We start from the raw sequence: 25,978 nt of genomic DNA, 5'->3' as shown, positions 1-25,978 counted from the left end.
GAAGGGATAAATCTGTGTTCACATACTCCCTTAGGACATTAAAAGAAAAAGACTTAGACACAGTTCTCCGTTGGCGGAACGATGAAAGAATCAGGCAATCGATGTATAACGACCAAATCATAACTGAAAAACAGCATCATCAATGGTTCAAGAATGTGAATTCCTCAAAAACAGAACATTATTTTATCTTTACCATTGATCAAACAGACACCGGCTTTGTCAGTTTTAAAGATGTGGATCATCATAATCACCACTGCTACTGGGGTTTTTATATCGGAGAGGCCCAGAGTCCAAAAGGCTCCGGTTCTGTCATGGGGTTTTTAGCATTAGAATGGGCGTTTCAACAGTTAGAGGTTGAGAAAGTTTACGGAGAAGTCCTGTCGAATAACGAAAAAAGCTTGTCATACCACCAATCACTCGGTTTTCGCAAAGAAGGCCATTTCCGAAACCACATCGTAAGGAAGAACAAATATCTTGATGTCATCAGATACGGCCTTTTAAAGGAAGAATGGATAGCGGAAAAACCGAAAGTGCTGAAGAAATTAGCTGAAAGAGGAATAGATCACAAAGACCTTGATACAAATTTTAATGTACTGAAGAGCTGAGCCCAATCTTTAGGAGGTTTGACTATAAATAAAAGGAGGTGCAAAAATGAACGAAATCATGTTGGAAGGAAGAAAAATCGGGCCGAATCATCCCCCGTTTATTATTGCTGAAATGTCCGGGAACCATAATCAATCATTAGAACGTGCTTTTCACATTATAGAGGAAGCTTCTAAAGCAGGTGCACACGCACTGAAAATACAAACATATACCGCTGACACGATGACATTAAATATGAATACGAAAGATTTTAAAATCGAGGATGAAAATAGCCTCTGGTCCGGCAGAACGCTCTATACATTATATGAGCAAGCGTACACCCCCTGGGAATGGCATAAACCAATCTTCGATAAATGCCGGGAACTTGGAATGATCCCTTTGAGTACGCCATTCGATGAATCGTCTGTCGACTTTCTGGAGGACTTGGGGGTTCCTATTTATAAAATAGCTTCATTTGAAAATACCGATATCCCTCTTATCAAAAAGGTCGCTGCTACTGGTAAACCTATGATCATTTCTACCGGAATGGCTACAGTAGCGGAAATTGATGAATCCTTGAGGGCCGCCAAAGAAGCCGGCTGTAAAGAACTCATACTGCTGAAATGCACGAGCACCTACCCGGCATCACCGGAAAATACCAATATCTCCACGATTCCTCATATGAAACAATTATTCAACTGCCAAGTTGGCTTATCAGATCACACAATGGGAACAGGAGTTGCTGTGGCTAGTGTCGCCTTGGGCGCAACTGTGATTGAGAAACATTTTACTTTATCAAGAGCCGATGGCGGCGTAGATTCTGCCTTTTCGCTGGAACCCCTCGAATTGAAGGAGCTTGTCGTTGAAACGAAAAGAGCGTGGCAAGCATTAGGACGGATCACGTACGGACCCACTTCCGAGGAAAAAGCTTCGCTTAAATTCCGCCGTTCTATTTATGTAAAAAAAGATATAAAAGCCGGAGACATGTTCACCAAAGACAATATTCAAGTTGTGCGACCCGGTTATGGCTTGGAGCCAAAATACTATGAGGTCGTGATTGGCAGAACAGCCAAGAAACATATTGCAGCAGGGACACCGCTGAGATGGGATTCTCTATAGTTTAAATACCGCCTCTTAATAAACCATGCTCCCCCGCTCCGCTTTACAGAAATAGAGAATATATCGCCATTAAAAAACTGCACCCTGATGTCCGGCAAATCGGGGTGCAGTTCTGGTTTGCAGCTTTTAATTTAATACATTTTTTTACGTCTGTCTTCTTCTGTCAGAAATTCCACAAAACTGCGCATCGCAAACGGTTCTTCCTTAATCTGTCGGGTATAAGAGTTTTTTCGCTCTTCTGAAAGGATGTCGCTCTTTTTGATCCTGTTCAGCATGTAGATGTGTACCGTTTTTTGGACTTGTTTGCGCTGGTAGCCTGCTTCTTTGAAAAATGCCAATCCAAGCGCCGCCAGAAGGGCGAATATTCCTATGCTGACCAGGGACTCCCTGTCAGCTGAAGCGTGAAATAAATAAGCGGCCAAATGAAAGAGAGAGAATGCAGCAAGCGGAATCGCAAGAAAACGGTAAATGACGGTTTTCTTCATGAAGGGCTGTACAGCCTTTTGAATTTTTTGCATTTCTGTTTTAATGAACCCCGGCATTTGTTCGACTCTGTAAAAGTTCATGTAATCCTCCCCCTTTATTTGATGTTGCAAGGCTTTACGAACGTTATCATATGTGCTTATTTTACCGCAGGTGCAAACTGGTTTTAAAGAAATCTGCCCGGTTTTTTCACGAAGAATCTGGATCGCCGCTCTTTATTCTTTTAAAATGTGAGTGTTATAATTTGTAATGGGAATCAGATCGCTGTTAATCATGGAATACTAATGGCAATCTTCTTGATAAATATGAATGAGCGGGGTTACAAAGTGAGTATTTCTTCCATCCTTTTATCACTTTTTTTCATTTTGAATATTCTTTTGGCCATCATTGTCATTTTCAAAGAACGGCGCGATGCCAGCGCATCTTGGGCGTGGCTGCTTGTTCTTTTCTTTATTCCCGTTTTAGGCTTTATTTTATACTTATTATTCGGCCATAACCTCAGACGCAAACAATTGTTTCAATGGGAGGACCGGAAAAAGATCGGTATCGAAAAGCTGCTGAAGCATCAGCTAGAAGATTTAGAAACCAGGCAATTTCAGTTCAACAACCGGGCAACCTTTGATAACAAAGATTTAATTTATATGCTTATTATGAATAATCACGCTGTGTTCACCGAGGATAATTCAGTTGACGTGATCACAGACGGACGGGATAAGTTTCAGCGGCTGCTGCATGACATTTCAAAGGCTAAGGATCATATCCACTTACAATATTATATTTATAAAGGTGATGAATTAGGCAAAAAATTACGGGATGCTCTCATCCAAAAAGCGAAAGAAGGCGTTCAAGTCCGGGTGCTTTATGATGAGCTTGGATCCAGAACACTGAGAAAAAAGTTTTTTAAAGAGCTACGTGAGGCCGGCGGGCATGTGGAGGTCTTTTTCCCTTCAAAGCTCAGGCCGATTAACTTGCGGCTGAATTATCGGAACCACCGAAAGCTTGTCATCATAGACGGGATGACCGGTTATGTCGGAGGATTTAATGTCGGAGATGAGTACCTCGGTCTTAATCCGAAATTCGGTTATTGGCGGGATACGCATATCCGGCTGCAGGGGACGGCCGTACATGCCATCCAGACACGTTTCATCCTAGACTGGAACCAAGCTTCCCACCGCCATACCCTGACATATATTCCGAATCACTTTCCTGATTACGGCCCAAAAGGCAATGTCGGGATGCAGATTGTCACGAGCGGTCCGGATTCCGAATGGGAACAAATTAAAAATGGCTACATTAAAATGATTTCGAATGCCAAGCGTTCTATTTTGATTCAGACGCCTTATTTTATTCCTGACGCAAGCCTGCTGGATGCTTTAAGGATCGCATGCCTGTCTGGTGTTGACGTCAATATTATGATCCCGAACAAACCTGATCATGCCTTTGTATACTGGGCGACACTTTCGAACATCGGCGATCTGCTGAAAGCCGGAGCCACTGTCTATATTTACGATAATGGCTTTATTCACGCCAAAACCATCGTGGTGGATGACGAAATCGCATCAGTCGGCACAGCGAACATCGATGTCCGAAGCTTCAGGCTGAATTTTGAAGTGAATGCGTTTATTTACGATATCACCATTGCGAAAAAACTGGTTTCTACATTTAAAGAGGATTTGCTCGTATCCAGAAAATACACCTATGAGGAATACCTGCAGCGCCCCTTATGGATTCGAATAAAGGAGTCCATCTCGCGGCTGTTGTCACCGATTTTATAAGATGCGCCAACCCCCGGCTTTTACGGACGGGGGTTTTCCTGATGGTCACAGTAGATCATCATCGCTTCCCGCAAAAAAGCGGCAAGGCCTTCTCCATATTGATTGATTGAATCGGTAAATCGTTCGTCAGTGATATACAGGTCCCCAAGCCCTCTGAAAATGTCGAGTGTGCAGTCGTAATGATAGTGACAAATATGGTCGCGAAACGCCCCCACAGCAACCTGAACCTCTGCATCACCGGGTCCGTGCTCCATTCGCGCCGCGATCCGTCTGTAAATTGAATCAAATTCTGCCATGATCATCCGCCAATCGTCCGCCGAATATGCAGATGTCCTTTTCTCTGTTTCTTCTGCCATTTCCCTTCCATACAGCTTTCTGACTTCACCGGCATATGTCTGCTGGTGCTCTTCAATGTCTTTCATGCTTAATCCGGCGAATAAATCCCGCTTACTCATTTGTTTTCTCTCCTTCATGGACTGAAGCGTTCTGTCAATCGTTTGAATCATCTCTTCCATTCTTTGTTTTTTCTTTATTAAAATATCCTTTTGCGACTGAAGCGCCTCTTTCCGGTCAAAATTCGGATGATCCAGCAGCTCTTTAATTTCATCCAAACGAAACCCAATTTCCTTGAAAAATAAAATCTGCTGCAGTCTTTCCAAATCTGCATCACTGTACAAACGATACCCCGCGTCAGTAATCGCTGAAGGATTCAAAAGCTGAATATCGTCATAGTGATGAAGGGTCCGAATGCTGACGCCCGCTATGTCCGCCACTTGTTTGACTTGGTATTTCATAAATGCCGCCTCCTCTTTTTCATCGTAAACAATCACGCAACGTCAGGGTCAATCCCAAAAATGTTATTTTCGATATATAAAACTTCTCACAAATAGTGTATAAATGAAAAGTGAGTATTTTTTTGTAAAGGGGGAGCCAGTGTATATGAATCCTGAAACAATGAACAAAACCCTCGTCAGCATTTCAAAATGGGGGAAAGCAACAGGCATCTTATTTATTATTATGGGCGCTCTTACCGCGCTTTCAGGCGCGTTTTTCTTTCTAATTGGTGCTGTGCCGGGCGTCCTGCAAATCATTGCCGGAATCTTTTTGATGCGATCAGCGAAAGAAGCAGGCCAAATGGCTGAGCACAACAGCGAACAGTCTGAAGACTTAATGCTGGAGAATTACGCGAAGTTTGTGAAGATGCAAGGGATTTATCTAATCGTGAGCATTGCTGTATCGGTTCTTGCGATTATCGCCTTTTTCATCTTTTTAATGCTAGGAATTGCTGACGGCATTTTCAGCGACTATGATACGTACAACACTTATTAATGAGAAAAACCCGGAGGAAGCTCCGGGTTTCTGATTGTTGACAAAATCCTAAATCGGTTTATCGTTTTAGGATTTTGTCATCTTTTCAGCGTGCTGGAAACCCCTTAAAGTCTAAGCATCAAATCAGGCTTTTACAGGATGTGATAATGGCGCCATTTAGGCAGGACGCCTGAGGCGATTAGCCGCCGTTCCTGTCATAAGACACGGATTTGCCGTCACGTTGGAACCGAAGGAGGCTCCGATTTTTTTATTATTCCGCTTCGCTTACCACTGTGAAGCGCTCATTTAAGTGTGCAGGTTGTTCAAGCTCATCCAATACGGCAATGGCGTAATCTGCATAACTGATATAGCTGTCGCCTTTTTCGTTTACGATGACATTGTCTTTTCCTTTTTGGTAAGTACCCGTCCGTTTTCCTGCTGGATCAAAAAATGCCGCTGGACTGAGGAACGTCCAGGAAATGGAGTCTGTCTGCTGCAAATCTTTCAGGTTCTCCCCTTGATTTGATGCAGTCGGCACATATTCTTTCGGGAATTCCGATGTATCCATTAAACGTGTTGTTTTGGCTTCATCAACAAACAGGCTTCCTGCTCCGCCGACGACAAGCAATCTTGTGTTTTTCGCATCTTTTAAGATGCTGATTAGCGCTCTGCCTGCCTCCACATGAAGATGCTCCTCACCAGGCGCTGCTCCAAAAGCGTTGACGACCGCATCGAAAGGCTTGATATCTTCTGCAGTCAGTTCAAACACATCTTTCTCCAAAATCGCTATGCCCTGTTCCTGCACTTTTGAAGCGTTTCGGACGATGGCAGTCACTTCATGGCCTCTTGTTTTCGCTTCTTTCAAAATCTCGTTCCCTGCTTTTCCGCTTGCACCGATAATTCCAATTTTCATGTTTCATATCCTCCTTGTTGTAACAATTTTAGTTACATGTTGGCGGTGAGAAGTCATCCCTTTTGATTAAAAGAGATGATTCATAACGTCTTTTAATGACTTGCTTGCCAGTTCATTTTCCATCGCTTTTTGCACACTTTCAAATGTTTCATCCAGTGCGTTCTGAATTTTTCTCCCTACCGGACAGTTTGGATTCGGGTTTTCATGAACCGCAAAGAGTTCATCTTGCTTTTGGACAGCTCGATATACTTCTAAAAGAGAAATATCAGCCGGATCTTTTTTGAGGCTTGCACCCGGAACCCCGGCGCGGGATGTGAGAATATCCGCTTTTTTCAGCATGCTGATCATTCTTCGCACGACAACCGGATTGGTGTTGACGCTGCCAGCGATGGTTTCTGAAGACTCTTTTTCATCCATCGAAATGAGGGATAAAATATGAATGGCAACAGCAAGACGGCTGTTAATCATGTTTTTCACCACCGTTGTAACTATAATAGTTACACTTGATTCATTTGTCAACATTTAATATACACTACCGAGGGGTTCTTGTGCACCGTTTTGAGTCAATAGTACGGCCGGATTCACTCCGGCCGCGTCTTGTCAGAATAAGAAATATCGTTGTCCGAGCGGAACGTAATCGACAGGCTGGCAAGACAATTCCTCTCCGTCCGCGAAGACCTGATAGGTTTTTGGGTCAACTTCGATCTTCGGCAATGCTGAGTTCAATTTCATATCCAGCTTGCTGAGCTTTCTGATATGTTTGACTGGTGAAATTCTTTTTTCCAGCCCTAAGCTTTCCGCCACACCCCGCTCAATGCTTGCCTGAGACATAAATGTAATTGAGGTTGAGCGATTGGCTTTTCCGTACGATGCATACATTTGGCGCATAAATACCGGTTCAGGCGTCGGAATGGACGCGTTCGGATCTCCCATTTGCGCACGGGCAATCATGCCGCCCTTTAAGACCAGTTCCGGTTTTACACCGAAGAATACCGGGTCCCACAGAACCAGATCTGCGAGCTTCCCTTTTTCCACCGAGCCGACTTCATGGCTGAGGCCATGTGTAATCGCCGGATTAATTGTGTATTTGGCAATATAGCGTTTTGCCCGCACATTGTCGTTTCCGTTTTCACCGGCAAGAGCGCCGCGCTGCTTCTTCATTTTGTCGGCTACTTGCCACGTTCGGATGATCACTTCACCGACCCGTCCCATCGCTTGGGAATCCGATGATGTCATGCTGATCGCGCCGATATCATGGAGAATGTCCTCTGCCGCAATGGTCGCAGCCCTGATTCTGGAATGGCTGAACGCCACATCTTCAGGCACTTTCACATCTAAATGGTGGCAGACCATCATCATATCAAGATGCTCATCCATCGTATTAACGGTGTAAGGAATGGTTGGCGTTGTGGATGACGGCAGAATGTTTGCGTAAGAGGCGAGCTTCATTATATCCGGGGCGTGGCCGCCGCCTGCTCCTTCAATATGATAAGTATGAATGACCCGGTCCCCGATCGCATCGAGCGTGTTTTCCAAGAAGCCTGCTTCATTAATTGTATCAGTATGGATGGCGACTTGAATATCAGCCTCATCCACGACTTCCATACACGTTTTGATGGCCCTTGGCGTCGTGCCCCAGTCCTCGTGAAGCTTAAGACCTATGGCGCCTGCTTCCACCTGCTCGATCAGCGGCGCTTTATCGGACGCGTTCCCTTTTCCTAAGAAGCCGACATTGATTGGAAACTCCTCGGCTGCTTCCAGCATTCTTGCCATATACCACGCGCCGGATGTGCATGTTGTCGCTTTGCTTCCTGTAGCGGGTCCTGTTCCGCCTCCCAAAAGGGTTGTCACACCTGAAGAAAGCGCAACTTCCATCTGCTGAGGACATATAAAATGAATGTGCGTATCCACACCTCCGGCTGTTAAGACTTTGCCTTCACCTGATATCACCTCTGTACCCGCGCCGATGACCATATGCGGATCGACTCCGTCCATGATATCAGGGTTTCCGCTTTTCCCGACGCCGACAATCCGTCCATCCTTCACACCGACATCCGCTTTAACAATGCCTGTGTAATCCAAGAGCACGACATTGGTGATGACCAAATCCAAAGCGCCGTCTTTCCCTGTGATTCTGCCGTTTTGGCCCATGCCGTCGCGGATCGTTTTTCCGCCGCCAAAGATCATTTCTTCACCGTATACTGTAAAATCCTTTTCGACTTCGATCCATAAATCCGTATCGCCCAATCTAATTTTATCGCCCGTTGTCGGACCAAACAGCTCCGCATATTGCTCCCGTGACATTTTCATCGGATAACACCTTCCATCCAGCCGGCTTGATGTAAGTTGGCTGCCGTTTTTTCTTTGCCGCGTTCATCGATAAACGTGTCGGCCATTCCGTTCAGGCCTCTGATTGTCTTTCGTCCTCCGATTTCCACAAGCGTAACCGTTTTCCTCTCGCCCGGCTCAAAACGGACCGACGTGCCTGATGGAACGTCCAGGCGCATGCCGATTGCCTGCTTGCGGTCAAATGTTAATGCCCCATTGGCTTCCGCAAAATGAAAATGTGAGCCGACTTGAATGGAGCGTGATCCGGTGTTTTTTACCGCTATCTCCCGTGTCTGGCGGCCTTCATTAATCGTAATGGTTCCCTCAACAATTTGGAATGCTCCCGGCTTCATGACTTCACCTCCGCAGAAATGGGCTGATGTACCGTAACAAGCTTCACCCCATCCGGAAATGTGGCCTCCACCTGAATGCTGTCGAGCATCTCAGGCACACCCTCCATCACCTCTTTTTCCGTTAACACATGACGTCCGGCTTCCATTAGCTCCGCTACTCCCTTTCCGTCACGGGCGCCTTCCATGATAAAGCAGGTAATATAAGCGGCAGCCTCAGGGTAGTTCAGCAGAACGCCCCGTGCTTTTCGCTGTTTCGCTAATTCTCCCGCTGCAAAAATAAGCAATTTTTCTTGTTCAACCGGTGTCAGTTTCAACTGTAGTCCTCCTTCTTTTGTCTTATTAATCGGATACTATTACTGCGAATTTACGGAACATGCAGGCGGGACATCACCTCCCTTTCTTCACGTGATGTTCATACAATAAGATGCCTTTCAAAGCGGCGTGCCGTTTCTTCATCCGCCTTTCCATGGTCGACAACCATTCCCCTGTCGATCACATAAAGATAGTCAGCACATGTGAACGCGTTTTCCAAACTGTGCTCGACTAACATAACGGAAATGTCATTTTTTCTGGAAATTTCTATGATAACTTGTCTGATTAGTTCGACAATTGAAGGTTGAACTCCTTCCATTGGTTCATCAAGTAAAATAATTTTTGGATTTCCCATCAGCGCTCTGGCAATTGCAAGCTGCTGCTGCTGCCCTCCGCTTAAATCACCGCCTTTGCGGTCAAGCATTTCCTTTAAAACAGGAAACCACTGAAAAATCTCTTCCTTTACCTGCCCCGTCCGCTTCTTCTTCAGAAGCGGCTCCTCCCCGAGCAGCAGGTTTTCACGAACGGTTAAGGAGGCAAAGATATCTCTTCCCTGCGGAACGTACGCAATCCCCATTCTTGCCCGTTTTTCTGCCTTTTCGTTTTGAATAAACGTTTGTTTAAAACAAATATCCCCCTGTTTAGCCGGAAGCAGGCCTATGACCCCTTTTAATAAATTGTGTCATAATGAACCTCCTCCGCCGCAAACGGCTTTGATTTATTTAGTTAACCCCTTTGCCCAACATACGGATCAGGTTTTACCAGGTCACCTGAGTTCCATACTTCTTTAAACTGTCCATCCCCCATGATTTCCCCGATTCTGACCGTTTTGTAAAGATGCTGTGTATCTCCGTCGATTTTCACTGGGCCGCCCGGGGCATTAAATGTAATCCCGTCAGCCGCTTTCTTCACCTTATCGACATCAAAGGACTTGGCTTTTTCAACAGCCGCCGCCCAGAGATATACCGCATTATAACCCGCTTCAATCGGGTCGCTCGTCACCCTGTTACCGCCGTTCATCTTTTTATAGTTCTTCACGAACGTTTGATTTACGCTCGTATTGGTTGTCTGGAAGTAATTCCATACCGCATCATGAACGGACACTTCGCTGATCGCCATTGTCCCGCTTAACGAGTGAAGAATCCCAACCTTCACTGCATCCCCGCTTGTGTCGATATCAACCGTTTTTTTCGCATCTCCGCTGGCTTCCGACACTTTCTTCGGCGCAGCGCATCCCGTTATCAGAATCATTAGCAGAAACAACAGAAAAACAGATTGTATGCCAACCCTTTAGTTTTTCATTCAGAGCCTCCCTTTGTCTAAATTTCACCATTAAATGTAATAAAAGTTAACAACTCATGTCATTATTATATAGAAGAGGGATATTAATTCAAAGAATATTTAAAAAATTTGGATACTTTAACCAAATCAATGGACTTTTTTGTTACATTTGGTTACATCAAAAAAAGGCAAGAAACATATCGTTTCCTGCCTTTTCCGTAAGATTAATCTTTATCTATGAATTTATCTTTCGCTTCCCCGATATCCTTTTGGATCTCGCCTTTCGCTTTATCTTTTTTGCCTTCAGCCTGCATGTCCGCTTTATCGGTCATATCTCCGGCTTTGTCCTTCACTTCTCCTTTGGCTTTATTAAAGCCGCCTTTCATTTTATCTTTTACACTATCATTACCCATGTTGATTCTCTCCCTTCAAGATCTGTGTACTTGTTATCTTCCCGATCTGAGAGACGGTAAACAATTGAATGTTATTTATCGATTTCATAGCGCTCTCCGTAGCGAAGCACCTTGTAAATCGCCAGCCCGTCTGATGACTTTTTTTCTGAATATCGAACCGGCAGCAGGGCGAAAAACACATAATACGTAGAAAAATAGACGAACTGATAGAAAAATACATTCGGTTTTAATACACTGTGTATAATCAGCAAATTGACAGCGAAAATCGTTATCAGATTAAACAGGCTGCCCCCGGCATACACAAGTGCATGTGAGAACCGATTGTCGGTTTTCAGCTCACCAAACCTGCAAAAAGAATCGATGAAATAGATCGCTCTGATCCGTATCGGCCCAATCTTGAACAGCGTTTTGCCCATCCCAATATCCAATGATCCTTTTCCCCCAAAAATAAAAGCCATAAAGCTGTGCCCTGAAACATGTATGATCTGTACAAGCGGCAGAACAATGAGGAAAGACCATAGAAACTTCACCATATCATTGAAACCAAACATTCAATTCCCCCTCATGCTTGTCATTGACCCAAACACCGAATGAATCCAGCCAATTGTTTAAAAGCATATGTAGCGATTTTTCCTGTTTTGTCCGGAAATAAACGTTCCAATGCTCCCCTTTTTTTGTATAAAAAAAACCATCTGCCAGCAGATGGTTTCGTCTTACACTTGATATAAACAGTCGTTCCTTTGGATCATGTCTCTTACGCCAACCGCTTTTTCATAATAATACACCGCTTCTTTGTAATGTTCGCGATGACTGAAATAGGCGGCAGCGTCTAAGGCGAATTCTTCAATATATACGTACAGTGCTTTTTCTTCCATATAGTCAAATACTTCTTGAATCATATCGACATTGACAGATTCCACATATAAGGCCTGCAGAAATTTATATTTTGCCAGACTGAAGAAATCGTTTCGTTTTTGAGCGATGGCAATCCCTTTTTCATAGTACCGCGTCGCAGCTTGGGCATCTTCTTTTTTGAAAAGAACGCGAGTCAGGCTGAAGAGCGCTTTCGGGAGCTGTTCCAGCTGATGCTCCTCAAAGACAGGCAGCGCTTTTTCAAAGTAAGCCGCAGCTTGATCCAGCTCGCCTTTATCGTCATAGCAATTCCCTATATTGTAGAGGGCAGATCCAATCAAACGGGGCTGGCCTTCCAATAAAGCAAGGCGATACGCGTCATCCAAATGCTCAAGCGCTTTTTCATAATTTCTGTAGTCAATATAGTTGCCCGATATGACGAAATGGCATTGAATTCTTCTGACTCTGTAAAAATCATAATCCTTATATGTCTCAAGCGCCTGTATGGCATGGTTCATGGAAAAGTGCGTCTGCTTCATAATATAAAAGACTTCCGCCACTTTAAAATGAAATTCCGCTCTTTCAATTTCATCTTCTACAAACGTAAGCATCTTCTCAGCTTTCCGGTAAAAGGATATAGCCGAGATGTAATTGTTCTGTTCAAACTCGTACATTCCTCTAAACAAGTGAAAATAATACTCAGATAATCCGGAGATGCTGTCTTGATTGCTTTCCAGCGTTTTGATCAATTCACGATATTGAAGCTGAGATTCCTCGTGCAGGTCGGGCTTTACATAATCCAGCATAATTTGGTGCCTGTAGCTGATCAGCTGATAATACAAGAGAAGCAGCTGATCCTCTTCCATCTGTTCTATGTCTTGATCAATTTCTTCCTTCAGCTTTACGGCATCAGCCACTTGAAATGCTAAAATGTGCTTATACCACTTATTGATTTTCACTCCTACTTGAGATGACGGGATCTCGTACGCGGCCATGCCCCTCCAACCCTTTCTATTATCTAATTGGTTATATTTTATCATAATGTATGGCACTGGAATTAAAAATTCTTACAATGATTCCTTCTTTATGCCTATCCTTATATAATACGGTGTTTGCAAATACTTTTTGCCCTTATATAAAAAAAGCTTATCGGACAGTGCCGATAAGCTCTTTACATGAATTTAGCCGCCAATATAAGACATTTCCACTTTCTTTTTATCTGATGCTTTTGATAGCGTACGGTCGACCGAATATTGATCAATCCGATTTTTCCATACCGTGCCGATCATCTCTGCCAGTTCGTCATCGCTTAACTCCTGCCGCACCGGCGCTCTGAGGTCAAACCCGCTTGCAGCGAATAAGCAGGTAAACAGCTCCCCTCTTGCAGAAAGACGGGCCCTGTTGCATGATCCGCAAAACGCGTCAGATACAGACGATATGACGCCGATTTCCCCCGATCCGTCCAAGTAGCGGAACCTGGAAGCCACTTCACCTTTATAATTAGGGGCTATCGATTCAACCGGCATGTGTCCATTGATCAAATCAATGATTTCCGCCTTTGTCATAACGTCCTTCTTTTCCCATTGGTTGGTGTTGCCCACGTCCATAAATTCGATGAACCTCAGGATGTGCCCTTTTTCCTTAAAATAACGGGCCATAGGCAGGATATCTTTTTCATTGACGCCCTTTTGGACAACCATGTTGATTTTCACACCGAGACCCGCTTCCTTCGCCGCTTCAATGCCTTCCAGCACCTTGCTGACAGAAACCCCGCGCCCGTTTATCTTTTTGAAACGCTCGTCCTCTAAAGAATCAAGGCTGATCGTGACCCTTTTCAGCCCGGCTTCCTTGAGCCTCTCCGCATAAACAGGCAGCAAAGATCCATTTGTCGTCATCGCAATATCACGGACACCCGGAATACGGGCCAGTTTTCTAATTAATTCAGGCATATCCTTTCTCATGAGAGGCTCTCCGCCGGTTAGGCGGATTTTTTCAACGCCGAACCTTGTGACAAACAGCGCCGCAAGCCGTTCCAGTTCCTCAAATGAAAGCAGCTCCTCCTTCTTTAAAAAAGGATAATCCGGGCCGAATAATTCGGCGGGCATACAGTACGTGCATCGGAAGTTACAGCGGTCTGTAACAGATATGCGAAGGTCTCTCAGCGGCCTGTTTCTTTTATCCAACATCTGGCGCGATTCTGTAATCATAGCTACAGCCCCTTCCTATCCCCCGATTCTCTCGGGGTGTGTATATACATTAAACGATCCGTTTCTGACAAAACCGATCGCTGTGATATTTAATTCTTCTGCCATTTGAATCGCAAGCTCCGTCGGTGCCGATTTGGAAATCACAATCGACACGCCGATTTTTGCCGCTTTTAACAGGACTTCTGATGAGATTCTGCCGCTGAACACAATCAGTTTGTCGCGGACAGATATCCCGTTCAGCAGGCAGTGTCCGTATAATTTATCAAGCGCGTTGTGCCGGCCGATATCCGTGCGCATCAACAGCAGTTTTTCTGTGTCGCAAAGCGCCGCATTGTGGACGCCTCCCGTATCCTGAAACGTTCCGCTCCCATTTTGCAAATCTTTCATCAGCGCCAGACATGCTTCAGGCGATATCTTCATTTGGCTGACAGCCGTTTTGGCGGTTTTGACATCTTGCTGAAAGTAAAAATGGCGGCCCTTCCCGCAGCATGAGCCGATCACCCGTTTTGTATAATCCTTTTGATCCAACGTCTCAGGATGAATGAGATCGACATAAACAAAACCGAGACTTTCATCTATTGTAAACCTTTTAATCTCTTTTTGAAATCGTATAACACCCTCTGATGCGAGAAATCCAATGACAAGCTCTTTCATATGCTCCGGCGTACAAACGAGTGTCACAAATTCATTCCCGTTTAGTACCACTGTCAATGGATGCTCCGTCACCATCCGGTCTTCTATTTTACTGATTTCCCCTTGTTCATAACGCCATACATCCCTGACCGCAGTTACTTTATCGTTCAATTTCTTTCCCCTCCGCAATGTTCCTGCCATTATATTTTTTCACACTCCCCGGAATTTGTCGAATTCTGAGACACAAAAAGAGCCCTCTGTATAAAGGGCTTTTACAGGATGTGATGATGGCGGTGTGTAGGCAGGACGCCTAAGCATTTAGCCGCCGTTCGTTTCATAACACCTGAGCACCGAGGTGCCTTGACAATAAATGAGGGGTTTGCCGACACGCTGAGAGCCCTCTGTATAAAGGGCTCTACGTGTGATGATGCTGGTTTTTTTTCAGGATCACAAACAGCACAATCGCTGCGATCAAGGTGAGAATGCTGACAAAAAAGAAGGCTGCCAGTTTTAGAAAAACACCGAGCAAAACAAACGCCACGGCGGCTATAAGAAAAATCATGCCTAATAATCTCATATATTCAACCCCTTTTAAGGGTATCTTTCCCGCACAGATCGTTTTTAAACCAATAGAAAAAGGCGCCTGGGGGAGCGCCTTCATACAAACAATTACTCAGTAAATTTTTGTGCTTCTTTTTCCCAAGTCTGTTCGAATTCATCTGCGCTGGCCGCTGAGATATATTCTCCTCCGCCAGCAACAGCCGCCTGTTTCATCTCTTCGTTCCCTTTTACATCAAAGTTAAACCCAATAATGTTTACAATCGTATCCACATTTGCTTCGCGAAGCTTTTCAATTTCCGCCGCTGGATCTCCGCCGCACGTTTCTTCACCATCAGTGATGACATACACCACATTTTTTCCGTTTGCGTCAAATGCTTCAAGTTCTTTTCTTGTATCTGAAAGTGCTTTGGCAATCGGTGTCCAGCCTGTTGGCTTGATCTCGCTCAATGAATTGTCAAACAGTGATCCTTCATATGGATGAAGGCCGTAAATGGTTTCTGTCGTGCCGCATGAAAGAGCTTTACCTGACAGTTTATTGTTTCCAGCATGCCCGAAAACGCGAAGCATCAAATTTGTATCCTTCGGAAGCAGCTCGGCAAACGACTTTACGGATTTTTTAGCAATATCTATTTTGCGCTCTCCTCCTGTTTTTTGAACCATGCTTCCGCTTCCATCAAACAAAACAGCCACATTTGTATCAGCCTGTTTCTCAGCGGCAAAGGACGGGGATGCAAAAGAGACAGTCAGCAATCCAATGAGACCGGCAGCCAGCAATTTTTTCATACTACAACTTCCTTTCTTTCTCATATTTTCCAACTTTATGTTGGATTCTTCTTTATGCTAGAATATCAAAATGCAAAAAGATATAGGGCAAGCTGCCTTTTGTGCCGCTTTCACTTTCTGTACAAAATCGCTTGATATGCCGATGATTTTTAGCAATTTTCGCCCATAAAGCAGATACAGACTGTGACATCATTCATTCTTTTTTCTCCTTGAATACGACAGAGAAACGGAAATCTAATACTATGATACAAGCAGACAGCTAATCACTATTGAACATTTTGTTACATACAAAAAAGAGGCTGACATCAGTCAGCCTCTTTTTCCTTATTTAGATAACATCAATGACTGCTGAGTGAAGATTTTCTCAACATCTTTTTGAGTATACGCAGGGAAGTATTCACCGCCGCCTACTTTCGCAATCGCGTTCAGCTGGCCTTTGTATCCCTCTTTATAATCAAAACCGATCACATTCACAGTGATATTGTCTTTATGCAGTTCTTTTGCTGTTTTAATCGGATTTCCACCGCACGTTTCCTCACCGTCTGTCAGCAGATACACTACTTTTTCCCCTTTTGTATCAAGCTGATCAAACGAAGATTTCGCCTCGTTCAGCGCTTTGGCAATTGGCGTCCAGCCAGTCGGCCCGATTGCATTGAGAGAATTGAGGAAGCTTTGCTCATTAAAGCTTTGGAAGCCGTAAACATTGCGGATAGATTCACATGATTGAACTTTTCCTGAATTTTTATTGTTTCCTTCTGAACCAAACACGCTCATTTTCACTTGAGTTCCTTCCGGCAGTGAGCTTGCAAACTTAGAAATTTCTTTTTTAGCTGAATTAAATTTAGATACACCGTCTATTCTTTTCGCCATACTTCCGCTGGCATCAAGCAAGACTGCCACGTTTGCCGGAGCTTCAGCCTTCGGTTCTTCCTTTTCAGCCGCAAAAGCAGGTGACGTTAATCCAAATAACAAGCCTGTCATCATGATCAGTGAAAATCTTTTCTTCATGTTCGTACCCCTTTACAAGTTGGTTTCTGCGTGCAGATGTTCAACGCTGAACATAACTAATCGTAATCGACAAAAACAGAGAGATAAATAGGGCGGGCTTCCTCAATCGTGTTATTTACTTTTGCATAGAAACCTTTGTTTTTATTAGTGATTTCAACCTAATGATAAGATTAAAAAACAACATTGCCGGCCTTTTGGCTTTCGTTATATGAGTCTGTCGAAGTCTGTCGATACATGTGGATTACTTTTCCAATCTCGAAGTCCGCTATTAGGATAAAAGAACTGATTTCCTTTTCATTCTAAAGGTTGCCAGGAGCTCCTCTAAACCGTTTCAACAGCTCTTGGATAAAAGACATTCAGAAACAGAAAAAGACGCTCATTGAGCGTCCTTTCTACTTCTTGGCCATATATTTATTCAAAAACGAATCTGCTTCAGAAATTTGTGTGCCTTTGTAATAGTACTTCACAATGTCATTAACCGTTTTGCCTTCTTTCGCCATAAAATTGGCGCCATATTGGCTCATCCCGACACCGTGTCCAAATCCTCTCGTCGTGACAGTAATCGTGTCTCCGCTTCGCTTCCATTCAAAATCGGCTGAATTAAGGCCCAGCTTCTCTCGTATGTCTCTTCCTTTCAGCGTCTTGCCGTTAATAACGGCAGTTGCGACTTGGCGGCCCGGTGTTTCTCCGGTAATCTGTCCGACTGTGCCAGACCCATCCAGCTTGACGCCAAGCTTTTGCTCAAACTCTGAGGCTGTGAAGGTTTTCGTCGCCTTATATTTTGGAGACTTTTTATCCCATGAGCTTTTGACGCTTTTTAAATAAGGGATGGCACTTGTCCAATAGGCTTCTGCATTTTCTGTGTAGCCGTTGCTTGTAGAGAAAAAAGAGGCTTCAATCGGCTGGTTGTTGTACGTTAAGATTTTGCCTTGCGTGCTGGCAACCGCATCTGTGATTTTTTTCAAATCCCGCTCGTAGCTTGCCCCCCACTGTTTTTTCAGCTCCGCTTTGCTTTTATACACCTGGAACATCTGTGTATCATCGACCAGTGAGCCTTTAGGAGCCTCTACCGCTGAATTTGACACCATCAGTCTGACAATAAACGTTCTGGCGGCGAGAGCCTGAGCTTTCAGCGCCTCAGTTTCAAAGGTTGCGGGCATTTCGGAGGCGACGACTCCAATGACATACTCTTCAAGCGGAATGTTTTCTACGGATTGATTTGCGGTCCGATAGACGGGAATAGAAACAGGCGATGCTTTCAACGTTTCCGCTCCTTTTGATGCCGGTTTCGTGCTGACTGCTGTTTTTCCTGATTCTGCACTGGCTTCCGCTTCTTTGTTATGCTGAAACGGTATGACCAAGAGTGTGGGGATCAAGAGAATCAATGCACATAGTACGGATAGTGTAATTACGAATTGTTTCATATTCAGCTGCCTCCTGCTCGGGATTCGACTCTAGTCTAGTCTATGGGCAGGGACAAGCTAATATGACTCTCGTTTTGGACAGAAACTTTATTTGTCATTTACGTATTCTTTTTTGCTATTTTGCGCATAATGATGATAATACACGAAAAATAAAAAACCAGTATGCCAGAGTGACATACTGATTTTCATGTGGTTTATGCGTTTAAGTCAGATACGACTTCTTTGTTCTCTTGCTCAGAAGCAGACTCATCATTTACACGTTCGATGTCTGCGCCAATAGCCTCAAGCTTCTTATGGAAATCAACGTAACCGCGGTCTAAGTGCTTCAGTTCAGTAACACGCGTATGACCTTCAGCCACTAACCCCGCAAGAATCAGCGCTGCACCTGCACGCAAATCAGTCGCTGCAACTTCAGCTCCCTGAAGCTGTACAGGACCATTAATGATGACAGAACGTCCTTCAATCTTGATATCTCCATTCATACGGCGGAATTCTTCCGCATGCATAAAACGGTTTTCAAAAACAGTTTCTGTAATCATGCTTGTGCCGCTTGCACGAAGCAGAAGCGCCATCATTTGTGACTGCATATCAGTCGGGAAGCCTGGGTGAGGCATTGTTTTAATGTCAATCGGTTTGAGTTCTTTCGGGCCGATGACACGCAAGCCTTCACCTTCATCCTTAATCGTTACACCCATCTCTTCCATTTTCGCAATTAAAGAGGTGAGGTGTTCAGGAACCGCTCCTTTCACCAATACGTTTCCTTCTGTGATAGCAGCAGCAACCATAAATGTGCCCGCTTCAATGCGGTCAGGAATAATATGGTGTTTTACGCCGTGAAGCTTTTCGACCCCTTCAATTTTGATGGTGCCGGTGCCAGCTCCGCGGATTTTACCGCCCATGCCGTTGATATAGTTTGCTAAATCAACGATTTCAGGTTCTTTCGCCACGTTCTCCAGCGTTGTTGTTCCTTCAGCCAGAGCGGCTGCCATAATCAGGTTCTCTGTAGCTCCTACACTTGGGAAGTCCAGGTAGATTTTTGCGCCTTGCAGACGGCCGTTTACTTCAGCTTCGATGAAGCCATTGCCGACTTTGATTTCTGCGCCCATTGCTTCAAAACCTTTTAAATGCTGATCGATCGGTCTGGAACCAATTGCGCATCCGCCCGGAAGCGCAACTCTTGCATGACCTGTACGCGCAAGAAGCGGCCCCATGACAAGCACAGACGCACGCATTTTACGAACATATTCAAAAGGTGCTTCAGTTTGCAAAGCGTATGAAGCATTTACAGTCACTTCATTATTCTCAAAATGCACATCTGCTCCTAAATGACGCAACACTTCGTTAATTGTATATACATCGGAGAGCGTAGGTACATCACAAATTACGCTTTTTTCTTCACTTGCTAACAAAGATGCAGCGATAACAGGTAAAACAGCATTTTTAGCGCCTTCAACTTTGACTGTGCCGTTTAACTTTTGACCGCCGCGGACGATGATTTTTTCCAAGGTATTCCCCTCCGCGTCCCTAAATTCTCTATATTAATATTCAGTCGTAACGATTGGTGTGCCAACCGTAACGGTATGTTTTCCGCCCATTCCTGCACTTCTAAGTGCAATTTGCAAATTCATTTTATGTTTCGAGGTCATGATGTACTCTTCCCACTCATCTGTAAACGCAGAAATAGAAACGAAATTTGGCTCAACTACATGTTCTACAGATCTTGCTTGAAATTCATTTAATAACTGATTTGCTTTTTTTTGCAAAACAATATTCATATTATCATTTAAATGACCATTTAGACAAGTAAAAATAACTACTTTTTCTTGGAATATCCCGAGTGTCTCACGTTCAAACTGTTCATATGTATCATTCCAGCTATTCGGTGTCTCAAGACTCATTTGCTCATATAATAAATACGAAGTTGGGTTGTGTTTTTTGAGGGTTGTGACAAGCTGCAGCCTAAAAGAAGTGCGATTTTTTTTGTCAGTATATGTGCCAATGACCTTTACGACCTTATCTTCCTGTGCAAGCTCCCAATCATATTGACGATACTCTGATTGTAAACGTTGCACTTTTTGATAAAATTCTTTTTCGGTCAGCGACATGTTTTGTTTGGCATGCAAAGTCCACTTATCTATTGACACATCTTGGCGATTCAGCCCCTCTGCCAGTTGTGCTAACGGCGTTAACTCACTCGCATGAATGGTATGGAAAACAGCTATGACGAAGCTTAGCATCACGGAAATGATAATAGCGCGGCTTACTTGTTTTTTGTTCATGTTCATCTCTCCCCCTTATCCCCAGTTTTACCGGAGGCAAGAGGCGCCATACGTAAAAATCTTCGTCAAAACTCGAGCTATTCGCTTCAACCCCTTCCCCAACCATTCCCTAGATGATGAGGTTCCAAACCTATTAAAATAGATAGGGAAGCTGCTGTGAATAATTGAGGTAATCTAAAAAGAAATTTGCAACGGCCGTTCCAATGGCGATTGTCAGCAACATCATCAGGAGCCTAGCCTGCACAACTTTGCCTTTTTTAATTAACGGATCGATATTGACGGCCTGCAGTGCCCACCAAGTCACCGCTATAAAAATCAGGTGCACGACAATGCCGATAGCAGCCTGCTGTCCCAATACACTCATCTATTCCACTCCTTTCATCCTTTCTCCGCGTTTATACCCTTTCTTATTATATAAGAAGCACAGATAAAGATGATACATTTTATACAGAATGGAATAATCACCCATATATAGGGCTAATCCCCGCTTAAAGTACGATTCTTTTACATGGTATACTGAATTGGAAAGGAGCTGGCAAATGTGAATCATTCTTTTTTTCAGCCTGAAAAGCAATACGGTGAGGACCTGCCAATTTTTGAACAGGAATGGGAAGCAATTGCATTCTATTATGATTATAGACAGTCACAGATTGAAGAACTGAATGAATTGTGTCAGTTTTATAACATTTCTCTTACTTATGCGAGAGAAAGCCTTGAAGAGCTTGAAAACCTTTATTTTCAAAGTATACAAGAGCTATTGCTTACTGATTGGAACCTTCCTATTGAAGAATTTGAGAAAATGATCAGTGTGTATCTTATAGATTGCGTGATTGCCCATCATGAGGATGCGGAATGGATTGTAAAACCTTATCCGTACACAGACGGCGCTTATACAATGGGCTTCAGAAGACACCGGAAATCATGGCATACCGTGAATTGCTGCGATCGTTTATACTTGCGGCAAAAAGAGAGCCAACCGCTGCTCTCGCTGTTTGATTCTCTTGTGCGGTCATAAAAAAATCCTTCTCATAAAGAGAAGGATTTTGTCTATTTCCCTGCTACATCCAATCTGTTCAAAGCCCGCTGTAACGCAAGCTCAGCCCGACGAATGTCAGTATCATATGATTGAGAATTCAAACGCTCCTGCGCCCGCTGGCGTGCAGCTTCAGCGCGCTCTTTATCAATGCCTTCCGCTTGTTCCGCGGTTTGGGCAAGGATGGTTACATGATCAGGGCGGACTTCTACAAATCCGCCGCTGACGGCAACCAATTCAGTCTGCCCGTCTTTTTTCAGACGGACAGCGCCGATTTTAAGAGGAGCCACGGTTGGAATATGGCCTGGCAAAATACCGAGATCGCCACTTTCGGCTCTCACGCTCACCATTTCGATATCCGCATCGTATACTGGGCCGTCGGGAGTAACGATATTGACTTTAACGGTCTTCATGCTTTTACCCTCCTAGGACCAGATTAAACTTCTACACCCATTTCTTTTGCTTTCTCAACAACTTCTTCGATACGGCCCACTAGACGGAACGCATCTTCAGGAAGATGGTCGTATTTGCCTGCTAAGATTTCTTTGAAACCTTGAACCGTTTCTTTTACAGGCACGTAAGAACCTTTTTGTCCAGTGAACTGTTCAGCCACGTGGAAGTTTTGAGAAAGGAAGAACTGAATGCGGCGTGCGCGTTGAACGACAAGCTTGTCTTCATCACTTAATTCATCCATACCGAGAATCGCAATGATATCTTGAAGCTCTTTGTAACGCTGAAGCGTTGACTGTACTTCACGGGCAACTGCATAATGCTCTTCTCCGACAATTTCAGGAGCAAGGGCGCGTGATGTAGAAGCCAACGGATCAACCGCAGGGTAAATACCCATTTCCGTTAACTTACGCTCAAGGTTTGTTGTCGCATCCAAGTGAGCGAACGTTGTTGCCGGCGCTGGGTCAGTGTAGTCATCGGCAGGCACGTAGATCGCCTGGATAGATGTAACTGATCCAACGTTTGTAGATGTGATACGCTCTTGAAGCTGACCCATTTCAGTCGCGAGCGTCGGCTGATAACCAACCGCTGAAGGCATACGGCCAAGAAGGGCAGAAACTTCGGAACCCGCTTGCGTGAAACGGAAAATGTTGTCGATGAAGAACAGTACGTCCTGTCCTTGTTCATCACGGAAGTGCTCAGCCATTGTAAGGCCTGTCAAAGCAACACGCATACGAGCGCCCGGCGGCTCGTTCATTTGTCCGAATACCATGGCTGTTTTGTTGATTACGCCAGAATCGCTCATTTCGTAGAAAAGGTCGTTTCCTTCACGAGTACGCTCTCCTACACCGGCGAATACAGAGATACCGCCGTGCTCTTGCGCGATGTTGTTGATTAATTCCTGGATTAATACGGTTTTACCTACACCGGCACCGCCGAACAATCCGATCTTACCGCCCTTGATGTATGGAGCAAGCAAGTCTACAACTTTAATGCCTGTTTCAAGAATTTCAACTTCTGTTGAAAGCTGATCAAATGAAGGCGCCTGTCTGTGAATCGGATCCTTTTTCGCATCCGCAGAAAGCGGCTCATTCAAATCAATATTTTCTCCGAGTACGTTAAATACACGGCCGAGTGTTACATCACCAACTGGCACTGAGATTGGCGCTCCTGTATCAATAGCTTCCATTCCGCGCTGAACACCGTCCGTAGACGCCATTGCGATTGTACGGACTGTATCATCGCCTAAATGAAGAGCGACCTCAAGCGTTAAATCAATACCTACTTCGTTTTCACTTGCTGGCTGTGAAACCTTAATCGCATTATAAATTTCAGGCAAGTGACCGTCTTCAAAACGTACGTCGACGACCGGCCCTAATACCTGGCTAACGCGTCCTTTCTTCATCGCTATCCCTCCTGACAAAATCTTTCTATTCTAAAGCGGCTGCTCCGCCGACAATTTCCGTAATTTCTTGTGTGATGGCTGCTTGGCGAGCGCGGTTGTAAGAAAGCGAAAGTGAATCGATAAGATCTTTCGCGTTGTCTGTCGCGTTTTTCATCGCCGTCATTCTTGCAGCGTGCTCACTTGCTTTACTGTCAAGAAGCGCACCGAAAATTAAGCTTTCTGCATATTGAGGAAGCAAAACCTCCAGAACCTCTTCTTCAGACGGTTCAAATTCATATGACGCCGTTCTCTTTCCGCCGCCGCTGCCCAAATCAGTTAACGGCAGAAGTTTTTTCTCCGTGACTTCTTGAGAAATGGCGCTGACAAAATGGTTATAAACAAGGTGCAATTCATCATACGCACCATCTGTAAACATTTGGATCGTTTGCCGGGCAAGATCCTTAATCTGTGCAAACGTTACTTCATCTCCAAGTCCTGTTAACTCGGAAATGATCGGAATCTCACGTTTCTTAAAGAAATCACGGCCCACTCTTCCGATGACGATCACCGCATACTCATCCTTAGACTGATGACGTTCTTGCATGGCCTGATAAGCACTTCGTAAGACCGAACTGTTAAAAGCGCCGGCAAGACCGCGGTCAGACGTAATGACTAGGTATGCTGTCTTTTTCACTTCTCTGCTGAGAAGCATCGGATGCTTCACGTTGCCGGAAACTCTTCCGACGTTTGACACAACCTCTTGGATCTTATCCATATATGGCACAAATGATTTTGCGTTGTTTTCAGCACGATTCAGTTTAGCCGCAGATACCATCTGCATGGCTTTTGTAATCTGGCTCGTTTTTTTTGTTGACGTGATCCTTGACTTAATATCGCGTAATGAGGCCAAAGATTTCACCACCTTTTCTCTTCATCTGCGTAAAAAGAGAGAAAAAGAGAACCTTTTTCTCTCATCAGCATTCGAGTTAGTTGCTTGGTGCAAATGTGCGTTTGAAGCCTTCGATTGCCGCTTTGAAGTCTTCATCAGCAGGAAGGTTTCCTGTTTTCGCAATTCCATCAAGCAGTTCTTTATGGTTTTGGTCAAGGTACATGTAGTACTCTTCTTCAAAACGTCTGATGTCCGCAACAGGAATATCATCAAGATGTCCTTTTGTCAGCGCATAAAGAATGGCTACTTGCTTTTCAACCGGAAGCGGCTTGTTCAGATCCTGCTTCAGCACTTCAACTGTACGCGCACCGCGGTTCAGTTTCGCCTGAGTCGCTTGGTCGAGGTCAGATCCGAATTGAGCGAAGGCTTCCAGCTCACGGTATGACGCAAGGTCAAGACGCAGTGTTCCTGATACTTTTTTCATCGCTTTGATTTGCGCTGAACCACCGACACGGGATACAGACAATCCGGCGTTGATCGCTGGACGTACGCCTGAGAAGAACAAATCAGATTGCAGGAAGATTTGTCCGTCGGTGATAGAGATAACGTTCGTTGGAATATAAGCGGAGATATCTCCGGCTTGTGTTTCTACGAACGGCAGAGCTGTAATTGATCCCGCGCCTTTCGCGTCGCTAAGCTTTGCTGCACGCTCTAGCAGGCGGGAATGAAGGTAGAATACATCCCCAGGGAACGCTTCACGGCCTGGCGGACGGCGAAGAAGCAAGGACAGCTCACGGTAAGCAGCCGCTTGTTTAGAAAGATCATCGTATACAACAAGAACGTGCTTGCCGTTGTACATAAATTCTTCTGCCATTGTAACCCCTGCATACGGAGCCAGGTACAGAAGCGGTGCCGGCTGTGACGCAGACGCCGTTACAACGATTGTGTAATCAAGCGCGCCGTGCTTACGCAATGTTTCTACTACGCCGCGGACTGTTGATTCTTTTTGACCGATCGCTACGTACACGCAGATCATGTCTTGGTCTTTTTGGTTCAGGATGGAATCGATCGCAACAGAAGTTTTACCTGTTTGACGGTCACCGATGATCAGCTCACGCTGGCCGCGGCCAATTGGAATCAGTGCGTCGATCGCTTTAATTCCCGTTTGGAGCGGTTCATGAACGGATTTACGGTCCATAACGCCTGGTGCAGGGCTTTCGATCGGACGCGTTTTGCTAGTAAGAATCGGGCCAAGTCCGTCTACCGGCTGGCCTAATGGGTTCACAATACGGCCGATTAGTTCCTCACCGACAGGAACCTCCATGATGCGTCCTGTTCTTTTTACTTCGTCTCCCTCACGGATCTCACTGAAAGGTCCTAAGATAACGATACCTACGTTTGATTCCTCAAGGTTTTGGGCCATGCCCAGAACGCCGTTTGAAAACTCGACAAGTTCACCGGCCATACAGTTGTCAAGGCCGTGCACACGCGCAATACCGTCACCGACTTGGATGACTGTACCTACGTCTTGAACTTCAATATCAGATTGATAATTTTGTATTTGCTGTTTTATCAGCGTGCTAATCTCTTCAGCTTTGATGCTCACTT

At 44.7% G+C, this 25,978-nt stretch carries 30 protein-coding genes and 1 pseudogene; 5 read left to right on the top strand and 26 right to left on the bottom strand.

Annotated features, from left to right (window positions below; all coding sequences use genetic code 11):
- The first annotated feature begins 14 nt into the window (after positions 1-14).
- Positions 15-605 (top strand): UDP-4-amino-4,6-dideoxy-N-acetyl-beta-L-altrosamine N-acetyltransferase, encoded by a 591-nt coding sequence (pseH, locus tag BV11031_RS21290; protein ID WP_010328889.1) that lies wholly within the window; start codon positions 15-17, stop codon positions 603-605.
- Between the two features lie 46 nt (positions 606-651).
- Complete coding sequence (gene pseI / locus BV11031_RS21285; protein WP_010328890.1) at positions 652-1,701, top strand: pseudaminic acid synthase; 1,050 nt, start codon at positions 652-654, stop codon at positions 1,699-1,701.
- 131 nt (positions 1,702-1,832) lie between these two features.
- Here pseI and BV11031_RS21280 read toward each other — a convergent pair whose 3' ends face one another.
- Positions 1,833-2,267, bottom strand: coding sequence for a DUF5392 family protein (locus tag BV11031_RS21280; RefSeq protein ID WP_010328891.1), 435 nt, complete (start codon positions 2,265-2,267; stop codon positions 1,833-1,835).
- A 243-nt stretch (positions 2,268-2,510) separates the two neighbouring features.
- Here BV11031_RS21280 and cls point away from each other — a divergent pair, with 243 nt between their 5' ends.
- Positions 2,511-3,959 (top strand): cardiolipin synthase, encoded by a 1,449-nt coding sequence (gene cls / locus BV11031_RS21275; RefSeq protein WP_010328892.1) that lies wholly within the window; start codon positions 2,511-2,513, stop codon positions 3,957-3,959.
- A 20-nt stretch (positions 3,960-3,979) separates the two neighbouring features.
- Here cls and BV11031_RS21270 read toward each other — a convergent pair whose 3' ends face one another.
- Positions 3,980-4,753, bottom strand: coding sequence for a MerR family transcriptional regulator (locus BV11031_RS21270; protein ID WP_010328893.1), 774 nt, complete (start codon positions 4,751-4,753; stop codon positions 3,980-3,982).
- Positions 4,754-4,898: 145 nt separating this feature from the next.
- Here BV11031_RS21270 and BV11031_RS21265 point away from each other — a divergent pair, with 145 nt between their 5' ends.
- The gene (locus BV11031_RS21265) at positions 4,899-5,288 is read left to right on the top strand and encodes a DUF5362 family protein (protein WP_010328894.1); all 390 of its coding nucleotides are present in this window, start codon (positions 4,899-4,901) and stop codon (positions 5,286-5,288) included.
- A gap of 250 nt (positions 5,289-5,538) precedes the next feature.
- Here the strand turns inward: BV11031_RS21265 and BV11031_RS21260 are convergent, their stop codons facing one another.
- From BV11031_RS21260 to BV11031_RS21170, 20 genes and pseudogenes are all read right to left on the bottom strand, one after another.
- Entirely contained in the window at positions 5,539-6,180 is a 642-nt protein-coding gene (locus BV11031_RS21260; protein ID WP_010328895.1) for an NAD(P)-dependent oxidoreductase, read from the bottom strand.
- Between the two features lie 66 nt (positions 6,181-6,246).
- Positions 6,247-6,648 carry an Rrf2 family transcriptional regulator gene (locus BV11031_RS21255; protein ID WP_010328896.1) on the bottom strand — a complete coding sequence of 134 codons (402 nt, stop codon included), beginning with the start codon at positions 6,646-6,648 and terminating at the stop codon, positions 6,247-6,249.
- Positions 6,649-6,780: 132 nt separating this feature from the next.
- Positions 6,781-8,490: an urease subunit alpha gene (gene ureC, locus BV11031_RS21250; protein WP_010328897.1), complete on the bottom strand. Its 1,710-nt coding sequence runs from the start codon at positions 8,488-8,490 to the stop codon at positions 6,781-6,783.
- On the bottom strand, positions 8,487-8,861 hold the full coding sequence (ureB, locus tag BV11031_RS21245) for an urease subunit beta (RefSeq protein ID WP_010328898.1): 375 nt from the start codon (positions 8,859-8,861) through the stop codon (positions 8,487-8,489). The genes ureC and ureB overlap by 4 nt, the downstream gene beginning before the upstream one ends.
- Positions 8,858-9,175, bottom strand: coding sequence for an urease subunit gamma (gene ureA, locus BV11031_RS21240; RefSeq protein ID WP_010328899.1), 318 nt, complete (start codon positions 9,173-9,175; stop codon positions 8,858-8,860). The genes ureB and ureA overlap by 4 nt, the downstream gene beginning before the upstream one ends.
- Before the next feature lie 98 nt (positions 9,176-9,273).
- Positions 9,274-9,804: an ATP-binding cassette domain-containing protein gene (locus tag BV11031_RS21235; RefSeq protein ID WP_244215811.1), complete on the bottom strand. Its 531-nt coding sequence runs from the start codon at positions 9,802-9,804 to the stop codon at positions 9,274-9,276.
- A gap of 95 nt (positions 9,805-9,899) precedes the next feature.
- Positions 9,900-10,268, bottom strand: a pseudogene (locus BV11031_RS23120) (transporter substrate-binding protein); the annotation flags it as partial.
- A gap of 410 nt (positions 10,269-10,678) precedes the next feature.
- Positions 10,679-10,867, bottom strand: coding sequence for a stress response protein CsbD (locus BV11031_RS21225; RefSeq protein ID WP_010328902.1), 189 nt, complete (start codon positions 10,865-10,867; stop codon positions 10,679-10,681).
- A gap of 71 nt (positions 10,868-10,938) precedes the next feature.
- Positions 10,939-11,418, bottom strand: coding sequence for a hypothetical protein (locus BV11031_RS21220; protein ID WP_010328903.1), 480 nt, complete (start codon positions 11,416-11,418; stop codon positions 10,939-10,941).
- A 162-nt stretch (positions 11,419-11,580) separates the two neighbouring features.
- Entirely contained in the window at positions 11,581-12,714 is a 1,134-nt protein-coding gene (gene rapB / locus BV11031_RS21215; protein WP_010328904.1) for a response regulator aspartate phosphatase RapB, read from the bottom strand.
- Between the two features lie 186 nt (positions 12,715-12,900).
- Positions 12,901-13,926 carry a GTP 3',8-cyclase MoaA gene (gene moaA / locus BV11031_RS21210; protein WP_010328905.1) on the bottom strand — a complete coding sequence of 342 codons (1,026 nt, stop codon included), beginning with the start codon at positions 13,924-13,926 and terminating at the stop codon, positions 12,901-12,903.
- A gap of 15 nt (positions 13,927-13,941) precedes the next feature.
- Complete coding sequence (gene fdhD, locus BV11031_RS21205) at positions 13,942-14,730, bottom strand: formate dehydrogenase accessory sulfurtransferase FdhD (RefSeq protein WP_010328906.1); 789 nt, start codon at positions 14,728-14,730, stop codon at positions 13,942-13,944.
- A gap of 244 nt (positions 14,731-14,974) precedes the next feature.
- Positions 14,975-15,136: a hypothetical protein gene (locus tag BV11031_RS21200; RefSeq protein WP_010328907.1), complete on the bottom strand. Its 162-nt coding sequence runs from the start codon at positions 15,134-15,136 to the stop codon at positions 14,975-14,977.
- Between the two features lie 92 nt (positions 15,137-15,228).
- Positions 15,229-15,903: a vWA domain-containing protein gene (locus tag BV11031_RS21195; protein WP_010328908.1), complete on the bottom strand. Its 675-nt coding sequence runs from the start codon at positions 15,901-15,903 to the stop codon at positions 15,229-15,231.
- A 52-nt stretch (positions 15,904-15,955) separates the two neighbouring features.
- Positions 15,956-16,096 (bottom strand): hypothetical protein, encoded by a 141-nt coding sequence (locus BV11031_RS22740; RefSeq protein WP_010328909.1) that lies wholly within the window; start codon positions 16,094-16,096, stop codon positions 15,956-15,958.
- 131 nt (positions 16,097-16,227) lie between these two features.
- Entirely contained in the window at positions 16,228-16,911 is a 684-nt protein-coding gene (locus tag BV11031_RS21190) for a vWA domain-containing protein (RefSeq protein ID WP_010328910.1), read from the bottom strand.
- A gap of 392 nt (positions 16,912-17,303) precedes the next feature.
- Positions 17,304-18,335, bottom strand: a complete 1,032-nt coding sequence (gene spoIID / locus BV11031_RS21185) for a stage II sporulation protein D (RefSeq protein WP_010328911.1) — start codon at positions 18,333-18,335, stop codon at positions 17,304-17,306.
- 194 nt (positions 18,336-18,529) lie between these two features.
- The gene (murA, locus tag BV11031_RS21180; RefSeq protein ID WP_010328912.1) at positions 18,530-19,840 is read right to left on the bottom strand and encodes a UDP-N-acetylglucosamine 1-carboxyvinyltransferase; all 1,311 of its coding nucleotides are present in this window, start codon (positions 19,838-19,840) and stop codon (positions 18,530-18,532) included.
- Positions 19,841-19,873: 33 nt separating this feature from the next.
- The gene (locus BV11031_RS21175) at positions 19,874-20,614 is read right to left on the bottom strand and encodes a YwmB family TATA-box binding protein (protein WP_010328913.1); all 741 of its coding nucleotides are present in this window, start codon (positions 20,612-20,614) and stop codon (positions 19,874-19,876) included.
- 133 nt (positions 20,615-20,747) lie between these two features.
- Positions 20,748-20,978 (bottom strand): DUF1146 family protein, encoded by a 231-nt coding sequence (locus BV11031_RS21170; protein WP_010328914.1) that lies wholly within the window; start codon positions 20,976-20,978, stop codon positions 20,748-20,750.
- Between the two features lie 177 nt (positions 20,979-21,155).
- On the opposite strand from BV11031_RS21170, the gene BV11031_RS21160 reads away from it, so the two are divergent.
- The gene (locus tag BV11031_RS21160; protein ID WP_010328916.1) at positions 21,156-21,629 is read left to right on the top strand and encodes a hypothetical protein; all 474 of its coding nucleotides are present in this window, start codon (positions 21,156-21,158) and stop codon (positions 21,627-21,629) included.
- A gap of 32 nt (positions 21,630-21,661) precedes the next feature.
- Here BV11031_RS21160 and BV11031_RS21155 read toward each other — a convergent pair whose 3' ends face one another.
- The 4 genes from BV11031_RS21155 to atpA form a co-directional block, all read right to left on the bottom strand.
- Positions 21,662-22,060 (bottom strand): F0F1 ATP synthase subunit epsilon, encoded by a 399-nt coding sequence (locus tag BV11031_RS21155; protein WP_010328917.1) that lies wholly within the window; start codon positions 22,058-22,060, stop codon positions 21,662-21,664.
- A gap of 23 nt (positions 22,061-22,083) precedes the next feature.
- Positions 22,084-23,502, bottom strand: a complete 1,419-nt coding sequence (atpD, locus tag BV11031_RS21150) for a F0F1 ATP synthase subunit beta (protein ID WP_010328918.1) — start codon at positions 23,500-23,502, stop codon at positions 22,084-22,086.
- Between the two features lie 25 nt (positions 23,503-23,527).
- Entirely contained in the window at positions 23,528-24,391 is an 864-nt protein-coding gene (gene atpG / locus BV11031_RS21145) for an ATP synthase F1 subunit gamma (protein WP_010328919.1), read from the bottom strand.
- Positions 24,392-24,467: 76 nt separating this feature from the next.
- Entirely contained in the window at positions 24,468-25,976 is a 1,509-nt protein-coding gene (gene atpA, locus BV11031_RS21140) for a F0F1 ATP synthase subunit alpha (protein WP_010328920.1), read from the bottom strand.
- Positions 25,977-25,978: the final 2 nt, after the last annotated feature.

It is taken from the genome of Bacillus vallismortis, from assembly GCF_004116955.1.
Lineage (GTDB): Bacteria > Bacillota > Bacilli > Bacillales > Bacillaceae > Bacillus > Bacillus vallismortis.
The sequence above is the reverse complement of the archived record's forward strand: the minus strand, read 5'-3'. Positions and strand labels throughout refer to the sequence as shown.

Bases quoted from the DNA above. Each gene is read 5' to 3' on its own strand.
- BV11031_RS21225 (WP_010328902.1), bottom strand. From the start codon at position 10,867: ATGGGTAATGATAGTGTAAAAGATAAAATGAAAGGCGGCTTTAATAAA.
- atpD (WP_010328918.1), bottom strand. From the start codon at position 23,502: ATGAAGAAAGGACGCGTTAGCCAGGTATTAGGGCCGGTCGTCGACGTA.
- moaA (WP_010328905.1), bottom strand. From the start codon at position 13,926: ATGATTACAGAATCGCGCCAGATGTTGGATAAAAGAAACAGGCCGCTG.
- pseI (WP_010328890.1), top strand. From the start codon at position 652: ATGAACGAAATCATGTTGGAAGGAAGAAAAATCGGGCCGAATCATCCC.
- BV11031_RS22740 (WP_010328909.1), bottom strand. From the start codon at position 16,096: ATGATGTCACAGTCTGTATCTGCTTTATGGGCGAAAATTGCTAAAAAT.
- BV11031_RS21175 (WP_010328913.1), bottom strand. From the start codon at position 20,614: ATGAACAAAAAACAAGTAAGCCGCGCTATTATCATTTCCGTGATGCTA.
- ureC (WP_010328897.1), bottom strand. From the start codon at position 8,490: ATGAAAATGTCACGGGAGCAATATGCGGAGCTGTTTGGTCCGACAACG.
- BV11031_RS21270 (WP_010328893.1), bottom strand. From the start codon at position 4,753: ATGAAATACCAAGTCAAACAAGTGGCGGACATAGCGGGCGTCAGCATT.
- BV11031_RS21200 (WP_010328907.1), bottom strand. From the start codon at position 15,136: ATGAGATTATTAGGCATGATTTTTCTTATAGCCGCCGTGGCGTTTGTT.
- BV11031_RS21260 (WP_010328895.1), bottom strand. From the start codon at position 6,180: ATGAAAATTGGAATTATCGGTGCAAGCGGAAAAGCAGGGAACGAGATT.
- BV11031_RS21255 (WP_010328896.1), bottom strand. From the start codon at position 6,648: ATGATTAACAGCCGTCTTGCTGTTGCCATTCATATTTTATCCCTCATT.
- BV11031_RS21220 (WP_010328903.1), bottom strand. From the start codon at position 11,418: ATGTTTGGTTTCAATGATATGGTGAAGTTTCTATGGTCTTTCCTCATT.
- rapB (WP_010328904.1), bottom strand. From the start codon at position 12,714: ATGGCCGCGTACGAGATCCCGTCATCTCAAGTAGGAGTGAAAATCAAT.
- BV11031_RS21280 (WP_010328891.1), bottom strand. From the start codon at position 2,267: ATGAACTTTTACAGAGTCGAACAAATGCCGGGGTTCATTAAAACAGAA.
- BV11031_RS21155 (WP_010328917.1), bottom strand. From the start codon at position 22,060: ATGAAGACCGTTAAAGTCAATATCGTTACTCCCGACGGCCCAGTATAC.
- BV11031_RS21170 (WP_010328914.1), bottom strand. From the start codon at position 20,978: ATGAGTGTATTGGGACAGCAGGCTGCTATCGGCATTGTCGTGCACCTG.
- ureB (WP_010328898.1), bottom strand. From the start codon at position 8,861: ATGAAGCCGGGAGCATTCCAAATTGTTGAGGGAACCATTACGATTAAT.
- BV11031_RS21265 (WP_010328894.1), top strand. From the start codon at position 4,899: ATGAATCCTGAAACAATGAACAAAACCCTCGTCAGCATTTCAAAATGG.
- BV11031_RS21190 (WP_010328910.1), bottom strand. From the start codon at position 16,911: ATGAAGAAAAGATTTTCACTGATCATGATGACAGGCTTGTTATTTGGA.
- spoIID (WP_010328911.1), bottom strand. From the start codon at position 18,335: ATGAAACAATTCGTAATTACACTATCCGTACTATGTGCATTGATTCTC.
- BV11031_RS21195 (WP_010328908.1), bottom strand. From the start codon at position 15,903: ATGAAAAAATTGCTGGCTGCCGGTCTCATTGGATTGCTGACTGTCTCT.